The following is a 15373-nucleotide window of genomic DNA, read 5'->3' as shown; positions in this document are numbered from 1 at the left end:
GGAGAATAGAACATGTCGGAAACTGGATTTTGGACCCACCCGCTCGTTGAAACAGCCGGCTATTTCAGCGTAGTCGTCTTATGTTTGATTGTTTCAATGGTGATTTTTGAAATTATAACAAAGTACAAAAATTGGGAAGAAATCAAAAAAGGCAATGTTGCGGTCGCAATGGCGACAGGGGGGAAAATTTTCGGCGTTACGAATATTTTCCGCTTTTCCATCGATCAGCATAATACATTGCTCGAAATGATCGGCTGGGGTCTATATGGTTTTGCGCTGCTCATTTTTGCATACGTCCTATTTGAATTTCTGACCCCGAAATTCAATGTGGACGATGAAATTGAACGTGACAACCGTTCCGTCGGGTTCATATCAATGACAATTTCCGTCGGATTATCATATGTCGTCGGTGCCAGTATTTCTTAGGAGTTGGGCCAAATGGAAAACTTGATCAAGATATTATTTGTTTGTTGTGTCATATTCATACTAGTGGGTTTAGTATTTCTCTTTCTATAAAAAGCAGGCAGCCGGGCGGAAACTGGCTGCCTGCTTTTGTTTCGTCCAAAAATAGATTGTAAGCGATACCATTATTCTTTATAATTGAAATAGGAATATTCGCACGAATCCGATCAAATGGGAGGTATGAAGAATGATACAAAAGCCTTGGCTCGCACATTACCCGCCAGAAGTGCCGCATACGCTTTCCTACCCCAGCATCCCGGTCCAAAAATATTTGACCCAGGCCAATGAACAGTTTCCGGAAAAAGTGGCTGTTCATTTTATGGGAAAAGATCTTTCTTATCGGGAACTGTATCAATCCTCTTTGAAATTTGCGAATTACTTGCAGAAACTTGGCATTGAAAAAGGAGACAGGGTGGCGATTATGCTGCCGAACTGTCCGCAGGCGGTCATCAGCTTTTACGGCATTCTATATGCCGGCGGCGTAGTTGTCATGACCAATCCGCTTTACACGGAACGCGAAATCGCTTTTCAAATGAAAGATTGCGGAGCCCGCGCAATTGTAGCGCTTGACATCCTGTTTCCGCGTGTTTCCGCAGTCGTCAAAGAAACAAAATTGGAAAATCTCATCGTGACCGGCATAAAGGATTTTCTGCCATTCCCGAAAAACGTCGCCTATCCATTCATACAGAAACGGCAGCACGGGGTATCCGTCAAAGTAGAGCATCGGGGCATCAACCACCTCTTCGCTGAAATCTTAAAGAGCGCTGTTCCGGAAGTGCAAGAGCCGCCGTTCAATTTTGAGGAAGATCTGGCGCTGCTTCAATATACCGGAGGTACGACAGGATCGCCGAAAGGGGTCATGCTAACGCATAAAAATCTTATTTCCAATGCGACGATGTGCGACAGCTGGCTTTATAAATGCAAAAGAGGCGAAGAGACGATTTTGGGCATCATCCCCTTGTTCCATGTCTATGGATTGACAACAGTGCTTATTCTTTCAGTCATGCAAGGCAACCGGATGGTCCTATTGCCGAAATTCGATGCTGAAATGGCATTGAAAACTATCGACAAGCAGAAGCCGACACTTTTCCCGGGAGCGCCTACACTGTATATCGGTTTGATGAACCACCCGGATATTTCGAAATATGATTTGTCTTCGATCGAAGCTTGCTTGAGCGGTTCTGCCCCGCTGCCTCTGGAAGTGCAGGAAAAGTTCGAGGCAATTACCGGAGGCAAATTGGTCGAAGGATATGGCTTGACCGAGACTTCGCCGGTAACCCATTCAAATCTCGTATGGGGGGAACGTCCGAAAGGGTCAGTAGGTCTTCCTTATCCTGACACGGATTGCCGAATTTTTCGTACAGGAACGACAGAACCTGTCCGAAACGGCGAAATAGGGGAAGTTGCCATTAAAGGGCCGCAAGTGATGAAAGGGTATTGGAACCGGCCTGAAGAAACAGCCGCCACTATAGTGGACGGTTGGCTGCTGACTGGAGATTTGGGCTACATGGACGCTGAAGGGCATCTTTTCATCGTCGACCGCAAAAAGGACATGATCATCGCCGGAGGCTTTAATATCTACCCGCGCGAAATCGAAGAGGTGCTCTATGAACATGAAGCGGTGCAGGAATGTGTCGTGGCGGGAATACCTGACCCTTACCGCGGGGAAACAGTCAAAGCGTTCATTGTCCAAAAAGAAGGGTACCACGTAACGGAAAAAGAGTTTGACAGCTATTGCCGCGAACGGTTAGCGGCTTTCAAAGTTCCGCGCATCTACGAATTTCGGACAGAGCTGCCAAAAACAGCGGTAGGCAAAATACTGCGCCGCAAGCTTGTGGATGAAGAAGTCGCGAAGCAGAATGAAGCCATTCCATCTTGATTGGGGAAAGGGGCGGGGAGACGGCAATAACGGTAAGAGGTTAAAGCTTGACACCCTATAGCATAGCCTATAATATGAAAATATGAATGAACAGCCATTCATATTTTCATATTTTTTTGGGTGGTGATGAGTTGGTAAACAAGGATAAACCGAAATACAGGCAAATCATCGATGCGGCAGTTATCGTCATTGCTGAAAATGGCTACCATCAGGCACAAGTATCGAAGATTGCTAAACAAGCTGGTGTAGCTGATGGAACCATTTATTTATATTTCAAAAACAAAGAAGACATTCTTATTTCGGTATTCCAGGAAAAAATGGGGATGTTCGTCAGCAAACTGGAAGAAATCATCTCAAAAGAAAGTACAGCTTCAGAAAAGCTCGGCTCCATGATTGAAAGCCACTTCGGTTTGCTTGCAAGCGATATCCATCTCGCCATTGTCACTCAACTCGAACTTCGGCAGTCGAATTCCGAAATCCGTATGAGAATAAATGGCGTGTTAAGAGAATACTTGAAGCTGATGGATAAAATCTTGGTTTTAGGAATGGAAAACGGGGAATTTGACAAGTCGATGGATATCCGTCTAGCAAGGCAGATGGTTTTCGGTACAATGGATGAGACGATCACTACTTGGGTGATGAATGACCATAAGTACGATTTAGTCGAATTGGCGCCTAAGGTTCATCGCTTGCTGATGAAAGGCATGCGCACATAAGAAAGGGGCTCATCGAATGGAATTCATTAGTTGGACAAAGGAAGGCGGCGTCGCAGTTGCCGCGATCAACCGTCCTCCGGCAAACGCTTTATCGCGCTCGCTGATTTTGGAAGTGGACGAACTGCTCAATCAAGTGGAGCATGATGAAGAAGTCCGGGTTATCGTCCTGCACGGGGAGGGAAGATTTTTCTCGGCGGGCGCTGACATCAAGGAATTTACTGCTGTCGTTTCAGGCGAAGAATTTTCGCAGCTTTCTGCAAGCGGCCAAAAGGTTTTCGAACGAGTTGAATCTTTCCGAAAGCCTGTCATAGCCGCTATCCATGGAGCGGCTTTAGGAGGCGGACTGGAACTGGCAATGAGCTGCCATATGCGTTTTGTAACTGAAAATGCTAAACTGGGTCTGCCTGAACTTCAACTGGGCCTGATTCCCGGATTTGCTGGCACGCAGCGTTTGCCGAGATATGTCGGCATTGCAAAAGCGGCAGAAATGCTGTTGACCAGCGACCCGATTTCAGGAACAGAAGCGGCACAGTTTGGACTTGCCAACAGGGCATATGCCGAAGAAGAGCTTCTTCCGCAAACGCTTTCAATTGCGAGGAAAATTGCGAAGAAAAGCCCGGTGGCAGTGAAGGCGGCGATTGATATGCTTCAATACGCAAAACATGCTTCTTATTTTGAAGGGGTTGAAGCGGAAGCCCGGTCATTCGGAACGGTTTTCGAATCGGAAGATGCGAAAGAAGGCATACAGGCTTTTCTCGAAAAACGCGAAGCACAATTCAAAGGGAAATAATACTTGGGAGGTCTCTGTTCATGAACATTTATGTATTGGTAAAGCGTACGTTTGACACTGAAGAAAAATTGGTCATCTCTAACGGTAAAATTCAGGAAGACGGAGCGGAATTCATCATCAACCCTTACGACGAGTATGCAATCGAAGAAGCAATCACCGTCCGTGATGCCCATGGCGGCGAAGTGACGGTCATTACGATAGGCGGCGAGGAAGCTGAAAAACAATTGCGGACAGCTCTTGCAATGGGTGCCGACAAAGCGGTCTTGATCAATACAGAAGATGATCTGGACGAAATGGACCAATACACAACTGCATACATATTGGCTGAATATTTGAGAGATAAAAATCCTGATTTGATTTTGGCTGGAAACGTGGCAATTGACGGAGGCTCTGGCCAAGTTGGCCCGCGTGTGGCTGATTTGCTTGGCATCAACTACGTCACGACGATCACGAATCTCCAGATCGAAGGCACAAACGTCAAGATTGTCCGTGATATTGAAGGGGACGCGGAAGAACTTGAAACTTCACTGCCGCTTCTTGTAACTGCTCAGCAGGGATTGAATGAACCGCGCTACCCTTCGCTCCCAGGAATTATGAAAGCGAAGAAAAAACCGCTGGAAGAAATCGAAATCGATGACCTTGATATTGATGAAGAAGATGTCGAACCGAAAACAGAAACGCTGGAAATATACATGCCGCCGAAAAAAGCGGCGGGCCGTATTCTTGAGGGCGACTTGGCCACTCAAGTATCCGAGTTGGTCGGTTTACTGCGCAACGAAGCGAAAGTTATATAAATGGATTAGTTCCAATCGTATCCATCGATTTCTTACATCTACTTAGGAGGTAAACGGACTATGTCGAAAAAAGTATTGGTGTTGGCTGAAACGCGTGAAGGCGCATTGCGCAATGTATCATTTGAAGCGATTGCCGCTGCGAAACAGATTTCCGGCGGAGGGGAAGTGGTGGCAGTGCTGCTTGGGGATTCTGTCAGCGAATTCGGGGCAGAACTTGTCAACTGCGGGGCAGACCGGGTCATCACTGTCGAACATCCGCATTTGAAGTCATATACATCCGATGGCTATGGACAGGCATTCATGGCTGTTATCGAACAGGAAAATCCGGAAGGCATCGTTTTTGGCCATACGGCGGTCGGAAAAGACCTTTCACCTAAAATTGCATCAAAACTGCAAGCTGGTTTGATTTCCGATGTGACGACGATTGAAGGGGAAGGCGAAGACGCTGTGTTCGTTCGCCCAATCTATTCCGGTAAAGCGTTTGAGAAAAAGACGATCAAAGAAGGCATCACTTTCGTGACCGTACGCCCGAATAACATTGCGCCGCTTCCGCGCGAAGAGCGTTCTGGCGAGGTCAGCTCACTTGTGGTGGATATAACCAATCTGCGTACAATCATTTCAAACGTTGTGCGGAAGTCGGCAGAGGGCGTGGACCTGTCGGAAGCGAAAGTTATTGTTGCCGGCGGCCGCGGCGTCAAAAGTGCAGACGGATTCGCTCCGCTGCAGGAATTGGCGAACCTTTTGGGCGGTGCTGTCGGCGCTTCACGCGGAGCATGTGATGCAGATTACGTGGACTACTCGCTGCAAATCGGACAAACGGGCAAAGTTGTGACGCCTGATCTCTATATCGCCGCAGGAATTTCAGGAGCGATTCAGCATTTGGCAGGCATGTCCAACTCGAAAGTCATTGTAGCCATTAACAAAGACCCCGAAGCGAACATCTTCAAAGTAGCCGATTATGGCATTGTCGGAGATTTGTTCGAAGTGGTACCGATGCTGACGGAAGAATTCCGGAAAGTGATGTAATAGTAAAAGCGGCCTTCTCTGGGAAGGCTGCTTTTTTCGTTTAGTGCTAAAATATGCGGGTAGAGTAAGCGTAGGCAAAAAAATAGCGGGTGAAATAATCGCATGCTATAATCGTTTTATAGTTGGGGTTTACAAAATAAGGAGGAATTATCAATGGCAATTGTACACGGCACAGATCAAAACTTTTCACAAGAAATCGCAGAAGGTTTAGTATTAGTCGATTTTTGGGCGACTTGGTGCGGACCATGTAAAATGATTGCTCCAGTATTAGAGGAATTGGACGCTGAAATGAGCGACAAAGTAAAAATCGTCAAAGTAGACGTTGATGAAAACCAAGAAACTGCAGGAAACTACGGCATCATGTCAATCCCGACTCTTTTGTTGATGAAAGACGGAGAAACAGTTGATAAAGTAGTAGGTTTCAGACCAAAAGAAGCTTTGGCTGAATTGGTTAACCAACACGCATAATTCTAAACCGGGTCCAGAGATGGCGCCCGGTTTTTTAATAGGGTGAGAATATGAAAAACGAATTGCTGCAGCATAAATTGGCGGTTCTTCCCGACCAGCCGGGATGCTATTTGATGAAAGACCGCCAAAATACCATTATTTACGTCGGCAAGGCAAAAGTGCTGAAAAACCGCGTCCGTTCCTATTTCACGGGAAGCCATGACGCAAAAACCCAGCGCCTTGTCAATGAAATCGAGGATTTTGAGTATATTGTGACGAGTTCGGACAAAGAAGCTTTGATCCTCGAGTTGAATTTGATCAAAAAGCATGACCCAAAATACAATATTATGCTGAAGGACGACAAATCCTATCCATACTTGAAAATTACGGGTGAGCGCCATCCGAAGCTGATTACGACTCGCCAAGTCAAAAAGGACAAGGGCAAGTATTTCGGCCCTTATCCGAATGCATTCGCAGCAAGTGAAACGAAAAAGCTGCTTGACCGTCTGTATCCGCTCCGGAAATGCCACACGATGCCGGACCGCGCATGCCTCTACTACCATATGGGGCAATGCCTGGCGCCTTGCATCAAACCTGTTGAACAGGAAACATACCAGGAAATGATCGAAGGAATCACCAAATTCCTGAATGGCGGATTCCGTGAAGTCAAGGAGCAGCTGGTGGAAAAGATGTCGGAGGCTGCTGAAAACCTGGAATTTGAACGGGCGAAAGAGTACCGCGACCAGATTTCGCATATTGAAACCGTCATGGAAAAGCAAAAGATGGCGATGAACGATTTTACGAACCGCGATGTTTTTGGCTATGCGGTTGACAAAGGCTGGATGTGCGTACAGGTGTTTTTTGTGCGCCAAGGCAAACTGATCGAGCGCGACGTTTCGCTTTTCCCGCTATACCGGGATCCGCAAGAAGAATTCCAGACGTTCCTTGGCCAATTTTATGAGCAATCGCATCATGTGAAGCCGAACGAAATTTTATTGCCGGAAGGCGAGGACGCGGAACTGATCAAGGAATGGCTTGAAATCCGTACGCTTGTACCTCAGCGCGGCAAGAAAAAAGATTTGGTGGAATTGGCGAAGAAAAACGCGGAAATTGCCATCAAGGAGAAATTCCAGTTGCTCGAGCGGCAGGAAACAAAAACCATCGGAGCCTGTGTGGAGCTTGGTGAAGCCATGAACATTGAAACGCCGCTGCGCATTGAAGCATTTGACAACTCCCATATCCAAGGGGCAGATGCCGTATCAGCGATGATTACATTCATCGACGGCAAACCGTCGAAAAAAGATTACCGCAAATACAAAACGCGCAACGCGTCAAAACCCGACGACTACGCCGCGATGCGTGAAGTTATCCGGCGCCGCTATACCCGCGTGTTGAGGGATGAATTGTCGCTGCCGGATCTGATTATCATTGACGGCGGCAAAGGGCAGATTGAGTCGGCGCGCGAGATAGTTGAAGATGAGCTTGGGCTGTCGATTCCCATTGCCGGCCTTGCAAAAGACGACAAGCACCAAACATCGCAGCTTTTGTACGGCTCCCCGATCGAAGTGGTGCCGCTGAAACGGACGAGCGAAGCGTTCTATCTGCTGCAGCGCATACAAGATGAGGTGCATCGTTTTGTTATTACTTTCCATCGCCAGTTGAGGGGCAAAAACGCCATTACGTCGGCGCTGGACAATTTGGAGGGCGTCGGGCCAAAGCGCAAACAGCAACTGCTCAAGCACTTCGGTTCAGTAAAGAAAATAAAAGAAGCGTCCGTTGATCAATTGAAAGACGCCGGCATGCCGGTGGGGCTCGCTGCTTCCATCCACAAACACTTTCACGAACAGCCATTGTCAACAGAATAAGAGTGTGCTATCGTAATAACATAATTAAATCACTTGTAACGAGTGGTGATAGAGGTGCGAACGTCAAAAGTACCCATTCAGAGATGGACAGAATCTGTGAGGAATGGGGAAAGGGGCGGTCGCCGAAGTGTACGGGGAACTGTAAATCCGTATGCTGGTCCTGCATTTAAGAAGTGCAGGGCTGTCAGAGTGAATCTCTGGAGGGCTATCTCACATGGACGTTTTTCGTGCATGATAAAAGAGGTAGTTTGCTGCATCCGCAGCGGGCTGCCTCTTTTTTTTCTGAGAGCCACAAATATTGTGGGAGTGGATAAAATGGAAACTGTTGTAATGAAATTCGGAGGCACATCGGTAGCGACGCCGGAGAAAATTATCGGAGTTGCGAAACGTGCCATCCTGGAAAAAGAAAAAGGCAATCGGGTCGTCATTGTCGTTTCGGCGATGGGGAAAACCACTGATACTCTTGTGGCGCTGGCCAATGAAATTTCAGCTGAACCGCCGAAACGCGAAATGGACATGCTGCTTGCGACTGGGGAGCAGGTGACGATATCGCTTCTCGCGATGGCTTTCAAAGCGCTTGGCCATGAAGCACTGTCATTCACCGGCTGGCAAGCCGGCATTGAAACTGAATCCGTGCCGAGAAACGCCCGCATTGAACAAATACACACAGAACGTCTGGAGCGCGTGTTGGACAATGGCTATTTCTGTGTGGTTGCCGGCTTCCAGGGCGTTGATAAAGTAGGCAACATCACGACTTTGGGTCGCGGAGGATCTGACACAACCGCAGTCGCGCTTGCAGCAGCATTGAATGCGGCCAAATGCGAAATCTATACGGACGTTGACGGTGTCTATACTGCTGACCCGCGCTATGTAGCGGGCGCACGGAAATTAGAACAGATATCTTATGACGAAATGCTTGAGCTGGCAAACTTAGGGGCCGGGGTGCTTCATCCGCGCGCGGTCGAATTTGCTAAAAACAACAATGTCCCGTTATCAGTGAGAGCGAGTTATTCGGACGAACCGGGCACAATTATACAAGAGGTGATTACAGTGGAGAAAAATCTGATTGTTAGAGGCGTTGCATTTGAACGGGGAATTGCCCGGGTAACCGCGAGCTATGAAAAACCATTCAACGGATCGCTGGCTAAAATTTTCATGAAGCTTGCCGAGCATCATATCGATGTGGATATTATCGTCCAAAGCATATCCGAGGATGTTCCGCCGTCCGTGTCGTTTTCCATCAAGGAGGAAAGCTTGGAAGAAACAAAACGGGTACTGGAAACATATCGCAATGAGATCGGGTTTTTGACCGCAAACTACGAGGTCGGCTTGGCGAAAGTCTCTATCGTCGGTTCCGGCATGGTGTCGAACCCGGGTGTTGCTGCGCAGATGTTCGACATTCTCCGGATGCAGGATATTCCAGTGAAAATGGTCAGCACTTCCGAGATCAAAGTTTCCGTTGTGGTACCGGAAAGCGGCATGGAAAAATCCGCAAACGCCCTTCACGATGCATACGGATTATCATATTAAGAAAACAAGGCCCAACTTCGGTTGGGCCTTGTTCTCTGATCGGGGCATGGGGGCGGTGAACCGGCCAAGTCAATCCATTTTCCCTATTTGTCATAGTTTAGACACGTTCACGAAGGTCTGTTTTTAAGGTAATGCGCACCAAATTCTTTTTCTGGAATACTTCTTCATGCGCTTCAGTCAAATAGCCGTCTATCTTTTGTTTTTGTTCGGCAAGAAATCCGGCCTCCAATTTAAAGCAGCGGTTTTCAATTTTCGGAGGAATAAGTGTATATATTGTTTCATCTTTGGATGATTTTTCGAGTGCCAATTCCCCGAAACCGGCTGTGGAAAAGAAGCCAGAGGCTTCTTCCATGGAGAACAAAGGGAATTTGCGGGCGATTGATTTGCCGGCCCAATAAAGGATTTCCGTTTCATGGGGGCCTAATATTTCCGGCAGAAGGTAATCCCTAATCACTTCATAGCCGAAATGTCCGTGCGGATTTGTTTCAGATGCAGCCATAATAAACCTACTTTCACTATAATAAAATACTATTAAGAATGTTTGCAAAAACAACGAGTTGCCTTGACGCTCCTTTTTTCGGGGAGTACAATAAATATGTCATATTATTGTATCATGATGTTAGTCGCAGTCAATGGATGCTTTCGTAACATATCGATGGCTCTTTTTGCTGCCTATCAATAGGTTGAGGGGGGTAAAAAATTTGGAAAATCGTGAATTTTTATTGCGCAGATTGCACTCATTACTAGGAATCATCCCGATCGGTGTTTTCTTGACGCAGCATTTAATCGTCAACCATTTTGCGACACAAGGTGAGTCTGCATTCAACAGTGCGTCCCACTTTATGGCGAATCTTCCTTTCGTCATCTTCTTGGAGATTTTCGTTATTTATCTACCGTTGGTGTATCATGCATTCTACGGCTTGTACATAGCGTTTACTTCAAAACATAATGTGGGGCATTACAGCTATTTGAGAAACCGTTTACTTGTTTTGCAGCGTTACACAGGAATCTTCCTTGTGGTCTTCATCGCATGGCATGTATTCGAAACACGTTTCCAAGTAGCAGTCGGCAATGCAGCAGAAGCAGATTTTAATATGATGGCTGATATTTTGGCTAATCCGCTTATGCTGGCATTCTACATCGCCGGTGTATTGTCCGCGACTTTCCACTTAGCGAACGGATTATGGTCTTTCCTAGTAACTTGGGGAATCACACAATCAGAAAAATCACAGCGCTATGCTAACTATTTCACGCTTCTAGTATTTATCGTACTATCGGTTATTGGTATCAGAGCTTTGTTCGCGTTTGTTTAAGAACGCTTTCATTATTGGTGAACTAAAAGAGGAGTGAATACCAAAATGGCGAAAGGCAAACTTATTATTGTCGGCGGAGGGCTTGCTGGGTTGATGGCAGCGATCAAAGCTGCAGAAGCAGGCTCGCCCGTTGATTTATTTTCGATCGTTCCAGTGAAACGGTCCCACTCTGTTTGTGCTCAGGGCGGGATTAACGGAGCGGTAAATACAAAAGGTGAAGGGGATTCCCCCGCAATTCACTTTGATGACACTGTTTACGGCGGCGATTTTCTAGCCAACCAAAAACCTGTTCAAGCAATGGCGGAAGCAGCACCCGGAATTATCCGCTTGCTTGACCGGATGGGCGTCATGTTCAACCGTACGCCTGAAGGTTTGCTCGATTTCCGCCGTTTCGGTGGCACATTGCACCACAGAACGGCATTTGCCGGAGCCACAACTGGACAACAGCTGTTATACGCACTTGACGAGCAAGTTCGCCGCCAAGAAGCAAACGGTCTGGTCACGAAATATGAAGGCTGGGAATTCTTGGGGTTAGTGCTTGATGAAAACGGGGTAGGCCGGGGAATCACTGCGCAAAACATGACGACAATGGAAATCCGCGCGTTCCGCGGAGATGCTGTTGTTATGGCGACTGGCGGACCTGGAATCATTTTCGGAAAATCGACAAACTCTGTCATCAACACTGGTTCGGCAGCTTCAATCGTCTATCAGCAAGGCGCTTACTATGCGAACGGCGAGTTTATCCAAATTCACCCTACCGCAATTCCAGGCGATGACAAACTCCGCTTGATGTCAGAATCGGCCCGCGGAGAAGGCGGCCGCATCTGGACATATAAAGACGGAAAACCTTGGTACTTCTTGGAAGAAAAATATCCGGCTTACGGAAACCTGGTTCCGCGGGATATTGCAACCCGTGAAATTTTCGATGTATGCGTCAACCAAAAACTTGGGATCAACGGCGAAAACATGGTGTACTTGGATCTTTCTCATAAAGATCCGAAAGAGCTGGATATCAAACTCGGCGGAATTATTGAAATCTACGAGAAATTCACTGGCGATGACCCTCGTAAAGTACCGATGAAAATTTTCCCGGCCGTCCACTATTCAATGGGTGGATTATGGGTCGATGACAATCAGATGACAAACATTCCGGGCGTATTCGCTGCAGGCGAATGTGATTATTCGCAGCACGGAGCAAACCGTTTGGGAGCGAACTCGCTTCTTTCAGCCATCTATGGCGGAATGGTTGCAGGCCCGAACGCTTTGACGTATATCAAGGGGCTGGATCAGCTTGCAGACGATCTTCCATCAGATGTTTTTGACCGCCATGCAGCTGAAGAACAGCGCAAATGGGAAGAATTATTGGCGCTTGACGGTACAGAGAACGCTTATGTCCTGCACAAAGAATTGGGCGAATGGATGACTGACAACGTTACTGTAGTGCGCTTCAACGACAAGCTGCAGCAGACGGATGAAAAAATCCAGGAATTGTTACAACGTTTTGACAATATCAGCATGACGGACACACAACTCTGGAGCAACCAAGGCGCTATGTTCGCACGCCAATTGAAAAACATGCTACATTTAGCTAGAGTAATCACACTCGGTGCGTTAAACCGCAACGAAAGCCGTGGCGCTCACTATAAACCGGAATTTCCTGAGCGCAATGACGCAGAATTCCTGAAAACGACAATGGCCAAATTCAATGGATACGATGCACCGATATTCCATTATGAAGATGTAGATGTATCTTTGATTCCACCACGGAAACGTGACTACTCAGCGAAAGCCTAAGAGAGGAGCTATTTTACCATGGGTGAAGCAGCAAAAACGGTTTTATTTGAAATCGAACGCAGAAACTCTACGAACGAAGAGTCGTATTGGGAAAAGTTCGAAGTGCCATACCGCGCAAACATGAATGTCATTTCGGCATTGATGGAAATCCGTCGGAACCCGGTTAACATGGATGGCAAAAAAACCACTCCTGTCAACTGGGACATGGCTTGTCTAGAAGAAGTCTGCGGAGCTTGTTCGATGGTCATCAACGGCAAAGCGCGCCAGTCGTGTACTGCATTGATCGATCAGTTGGAACAGCCGATCAGACTTCAGCCGATGAAAACATTCCCGGTTGTCCGTGACCTGGTCATTGACCGCAGCCGCATGTTTGAATCGTTGAAGAAAGTCAAAGCTTGGGTGCCGATTGACGGAACTCATGATCTTGGCGATGGTCCGCGCATGCCGGAACGCAAACGCCAATGGGCGTACGAATTGTCCAAATGCATCACTTGCGGCGTATGCTTGGAAGCATGCCCGAACGTTAACGATAAATCCGATTTCATCGGACCTGCACCACTTTCACAAGTCCGCCTTTTCAATGCGCATCCGACAGGCGCAATGAACCGCGATGAGCGTTTGAACGCCATCATGGGAGACGGCGGCTTAGGAAGCTGCAGTAACTCACAAAACTGTGTTGAATCTTGCCCTAAAGGAATTCCTTTGACAACTTCAATCGCAGCATTGAACCGCGAAACGACAGTCCAAATGTTCCGCAACTTCTTCGGAAGCGACAGAATGGTCGACTAGCATCCACTTGAAAACCTCCGCTTGGCGGAGGTTTTTTTATTTTAGGCCAAGCCGCGGTTTTTTCAGACCTTTTGGTGTGTTTTTGCTATACTAACAAAACAAACCCTTATTTTTCGAGAGGAGACTGTTATGAAAGCGAAATACATTGCCGATTTTGATAGCTGGAAAAAAGGTTTTGCCTTCTCTGTGCCGATTCAAGTGCGTTTTTCAGAAACAGACATGTTCGGCCACGTCAACAATACGGTGCCTATCACGTATTTTGAATTCGCGCGGATCGAGTTTATGAAAGAATTGGGCATCATGCAGAACTGGCTGATGGGAGAAAGTAAATTATTTCCTGTTGTCGCGGATATTCAAGTAGATTATACTCAACAAGTATATTTTGATGAAAAGCTCAAAGTTCATGTGAAAATCGAGTCGATAGGCACTTCGTCTATGGATGTCCATTATTGGGTGACCAATGGAAAAGGGGAAACGTGTTTTACGGGACGCGGCGCTATGGTCCAAATCTCAAAAGAGACGGGCAAAGGGCATCCTTGGACCGAACAGGAAAAAGAGCTTTTTCGAAATAGCGGGGCTGCGGCAGCGAAACTATGAGGATTTCTTGCCATATTGATAAAAAACCCTCACTATAGAAGTAAGATCCGTTCTTAAGGAGTGAAAAATACAATGGCCAATGACATGCAAAAACACACCCATGACCCGGAGAGGGTTGCTTTTATGGAAAAAGAACTGCGGTATATTGCCGGTATCATCAAACAAAAGGGCCGTGAGATTTTAAATGCCTACACAATCACACCTCCCCAATTTGTCGCATTGCAGTGGCTTTTTGAACACGGTGATATGACAATCGGCGATTTATCGAACAAAATGTATCTGGCGTTCAGTACGACGACCGATCTGGTCGACCGCATGGAAAAAAACAATCTGGTTATGCGCATTCGGGAAGAACAGGATCGTCGCGTTGTCCGCATCAAGCTGCTGCAAGAAGGCGAACGGATCATTGAAGAAGTGATTCAAAAAAGGCAGGAATATCTGGAAACGGTTCTTGCCGATTTTACACAGTCAGAAGTAGAGCAGTTCTCATTTTTGCTTGAGAAATTGCATACTAACATGAAATAGGATTGAGGAGATTAACGGTGAACGCACCAATCGGTGTTATTGATTCAGGAGTGGGCGGTTTAACCGTCGCAAAAGAAATAATGAAGCTCTTGCCAAACGAACAAATATACTATGTCGGTGATAACGCCAGATGCCCTTATGGCCCCCGTCCGATTTCGGAAGTGCGGAAGTATACGTGGCAAATGGCGACTGCCTTGATGCAGAAAAACATCAAGGTGCTTGTAATCGCGTGCAATACCGCGACTGCAGCCGCTCTTAACTCGCTGCAGAAAAACTTGCCGATTCCCGTGATCGGTGTTATTTTCCCGGGTGCCCGGGCTGCTATAACCTCATCTTCTACAAAGGAGATTGCCGTTCTTGGAACTTTAGGGACTGTAAAAAGCGGGGCATATGAAAAGGCGATCAAATCGCTCGTTTCATCTTCGCATGTTGTCCAGCTGGCTTGCCCAAAATTTGTGCCGCTCGTAGAAAGTGATGAATACGAAGGCGAGTTCGCGCGTGAAATGGTCAGGGAAACGCTTTCTGAACTGGAAGGGGAATCGTTTGATACGGCCATCCTTGGCTGCACCCATTATCCGCTGCTTCAAGGGTTTATTGAAGAAGTTTTCGGCAAAGGGGTCCGTGTGCTGTCTTCGGCTGAGGAAACCGCGAAAGATGTCGAAAAGCATTTGGACTATATAGACCAGCGTGCTACCCGGACAAAACCGCCTGTCCACCATTTTTACACGTCCGGCTCCACGCCGATTTTTACGACCATCATACAGAAATGGCTTGGAATCGAAGAACCTCTTATCCATTCCATCCGATTTCCGAAAACCTGACAGCTTGCTGTCGGGTTTTTTTGTC

The 15373-nt window shown here is 47.1% G+C and carries 16 protein-coding genes and 1 riboswitch; of the genes, 15 read left to right on the top strand and 1 reads right to left on the bottom strand.

What is annotated here, in order from left to right; translation table 11 throughout:
• The first annotated feature begins 12 nt into the window (after positions 1-12).
• The 9 genes from FQV30_RS11150 (at position 13) to FQV30_RS11110 (ending at position 9509) form a co-directional block, all read left to right on the top strand.
• Entirely contained in the window at positions 13-426 is a 414-nt protein-coding gene (locus tag FQV30_RS11150; RefSeq protein WP_146500224.1) for a DUF350 domain-containing protein, read from the top strand.
• 223 nt (positions 427-649) lie between these two features.
• A complete protein-coding gene (locus FQV30_RS11145) occupies positions 650-2341 on the top strand; it encodes an AMP-binding protein (RefSeq protein ID WP_146500223.1) in 1692 nt (563 codons plus the stop codon).
• A gap of 131 nt (positions 2342-2472) precedes the next feature.
• Positions 2473-3057, top strand: coding sequence for a fatty acid metabolism transcriptional regulator FadR (locus FQV30_RS11140; protein WP_146500222.1), 585 nt, complete (start codon positions 2473-2475; stop codon positions 3055-3057).
• A 16-nt stretch (positions 3058-3073) separates the two neighbouring features.
• Positions 3074-3847: an enoyl-CoA hydratase gene (locus FQV30_RS11135; protein ID WP_146500221.1), complete on the top strand. Its 774-nt coding sequence runs from the start codon at positions 3074-3076 to the stop codon at positions 3845-3847.
• 20 nt (positions 3848-3867) lie between these two features.
• Complete coding sequence (locus tag FQV30_RS11130) at positions 3868-4641, top strand: electron transfer flavoprotein subunit beta/FixA family protein (RefSeq protein WP_146500220.1); 774 nt, start codon at positions 3868-3870, stop codon at positions 4639-4641.
• Between the two features lie 60 nt (positions 4642-4701).
• Entirely contained in the window at positions 4702-5667 is a 966-nt protein-coding gene (locus FQV30_RS11125; protein ID WP_146500219.1) for an electron transfer flavoprotein subunit alpha/FixB family protein, read from the top strand.
• 153 nt (positions 5668-5820) lie between these two features.
• Positions 5821-6135 carry a thioredoxin gene (trxA, locus tag FQV30_RS11120; protein ID WP_106533870.1) on the top strand — a complete coding sequence of 105 codons (315 nt, stop codon included), beginning with the start codon at positions 5821-5823 and terminating at the stop codon, positions 6133-6135.
• Positions 6136-6185: 50 nt separating this feature from the next.
• Entirely contained in the window at positions 6186-7979 is a 1794-nt protein-coding gene (gene uvrC, locus FQV30_RS11115; RefSeq protein ID WP_146500218.1) for an excinuclease ABC subunit UvrC, read from the top strand.
• Between the two features lie 41 nt (positions 7980-8020).
• Positions 8021-8195: riboswitch (Lysine riboswitch) on the top strand.
• A 99-nt stretch (positions 8196-8294) separates the two neighbouring features.
• On the top strand, positions 8295-9509 hold the full coding sequence (locus FQV30_RS11110) for an aspartate kinase (RefSeq protein WP_146500217.1): 1215 nt from the start codon (positions 8295-8297) through the stop codon (positions 9507-9509).
• A gap of 97 nt (positions 9510-9606) precedes the next feature.
• On the opposite strand, the gene FQV30_RS11105 is transcribed toward FQV30_RS11110, so the two are convergent.
• Positions 9607-10008: a YslB family protein gene (locus FQV30_RS11105; RefSeq protein WP_146500216.1), complete on the bottom strand. Its 402-nt coding sequence runs from the start codon at positions 10006-10008 to the stop codon at positions 9607-9609.
• 202 nt (positions 10009-10210) lie between these two features.
• On the opposite strand from FQV30_RS11105, the gene FQV30_RS11100 reads away from it, so the two are divergent.
• The 6 genes from FQV30_RS11100 (at position 10211) to racE (ending at position 15348) form a co-directional block, all read left to right on the top strand.
• Positions 10211-10822, top strand: coding sequence for a succinate dehydrogenase cytochrome b558 subunit (locus tag FQV30_RS11100; RefSeq protein ID WP_186725625.1), 612 nt, complete (start codon positions 10211-10213; stop codon positions 10820-10822).
• A gap of 45 nt (positions 10823-10867) precedes the next feature.
• Positions 10868-12616, top strand: a complete 1749-nt coding sequence (gene sdhA, locus FQV30_RS11095; RefSeq protein ID WP_146500214.1) for a succinate dehydrogenase flavoprotein subunit — start codon at positions 10868-10870, stop codon at positions 12614-12616.
• A gap of 18 nt (positions 12617-12634) precedes the next feature.
• On the top strand, positions 12635-13405 hold the full coding sequence (sdhB, locus tag FQV30_RS11090) for a succinate dehydrogenase iron-sulfur subunit (protein ID WP_146500213.1): 771 nt from the start codon (positions 12635-12637) through the stop codon (positions 13403-13405).
• 129 nt (positions 13406-13534) lie between these two features.
• On the top strand, positions 13535-14002 hold the full coding sequence (locus FQV30_RS11085) for an acyl-CoA thioesterase (RefSeq protein ID WP_146500212.1): 468 nt from the start codon (positions 13535-13537) through the stop codon (positions 14000-14002).
• A gap of 72 nt (positions 14003-14074) precedes the next feature.
• Positions 14075-14527 carry a MarR family winged helix-turn-helix transcriptional regulator gene (locus FQV30_RS11080; protein ID WP_186725624.1) on the top strand — a complete coding sequence of 151 codons (453 nt, stop codon included), beginning with the start codon at positions 14075-14077 and terminating at the stop codon, positions 14525-14527.
• A gap of 17 nt (positions 14528-14544) precedes the next feature.
• Positions 14545-15348: a glutamate racemase gene (gene racE / locus FQV30_RS11075; RefSeq protein WP_146500211.1), complete on the top strand. Its 804-nt coding sequence runs from the start codon at positions 14545-14547 to the stop codon at positions 15346-15348.
• Positions 15349-15373 lie beyond the last annotated feature (25 nt).

Origin of the sequence: Planomicrobium sp. CPCC 101110, assembly GCF_007859395.1 — a bacterium.
Lineage (GTDB): Bacteria > Bacillota > Bacilli > Bacillales_A > Planococcaceae > Planococcus.
This window is presented reverse-complemented; position numbering and strand designations above follow the sequence as displayed.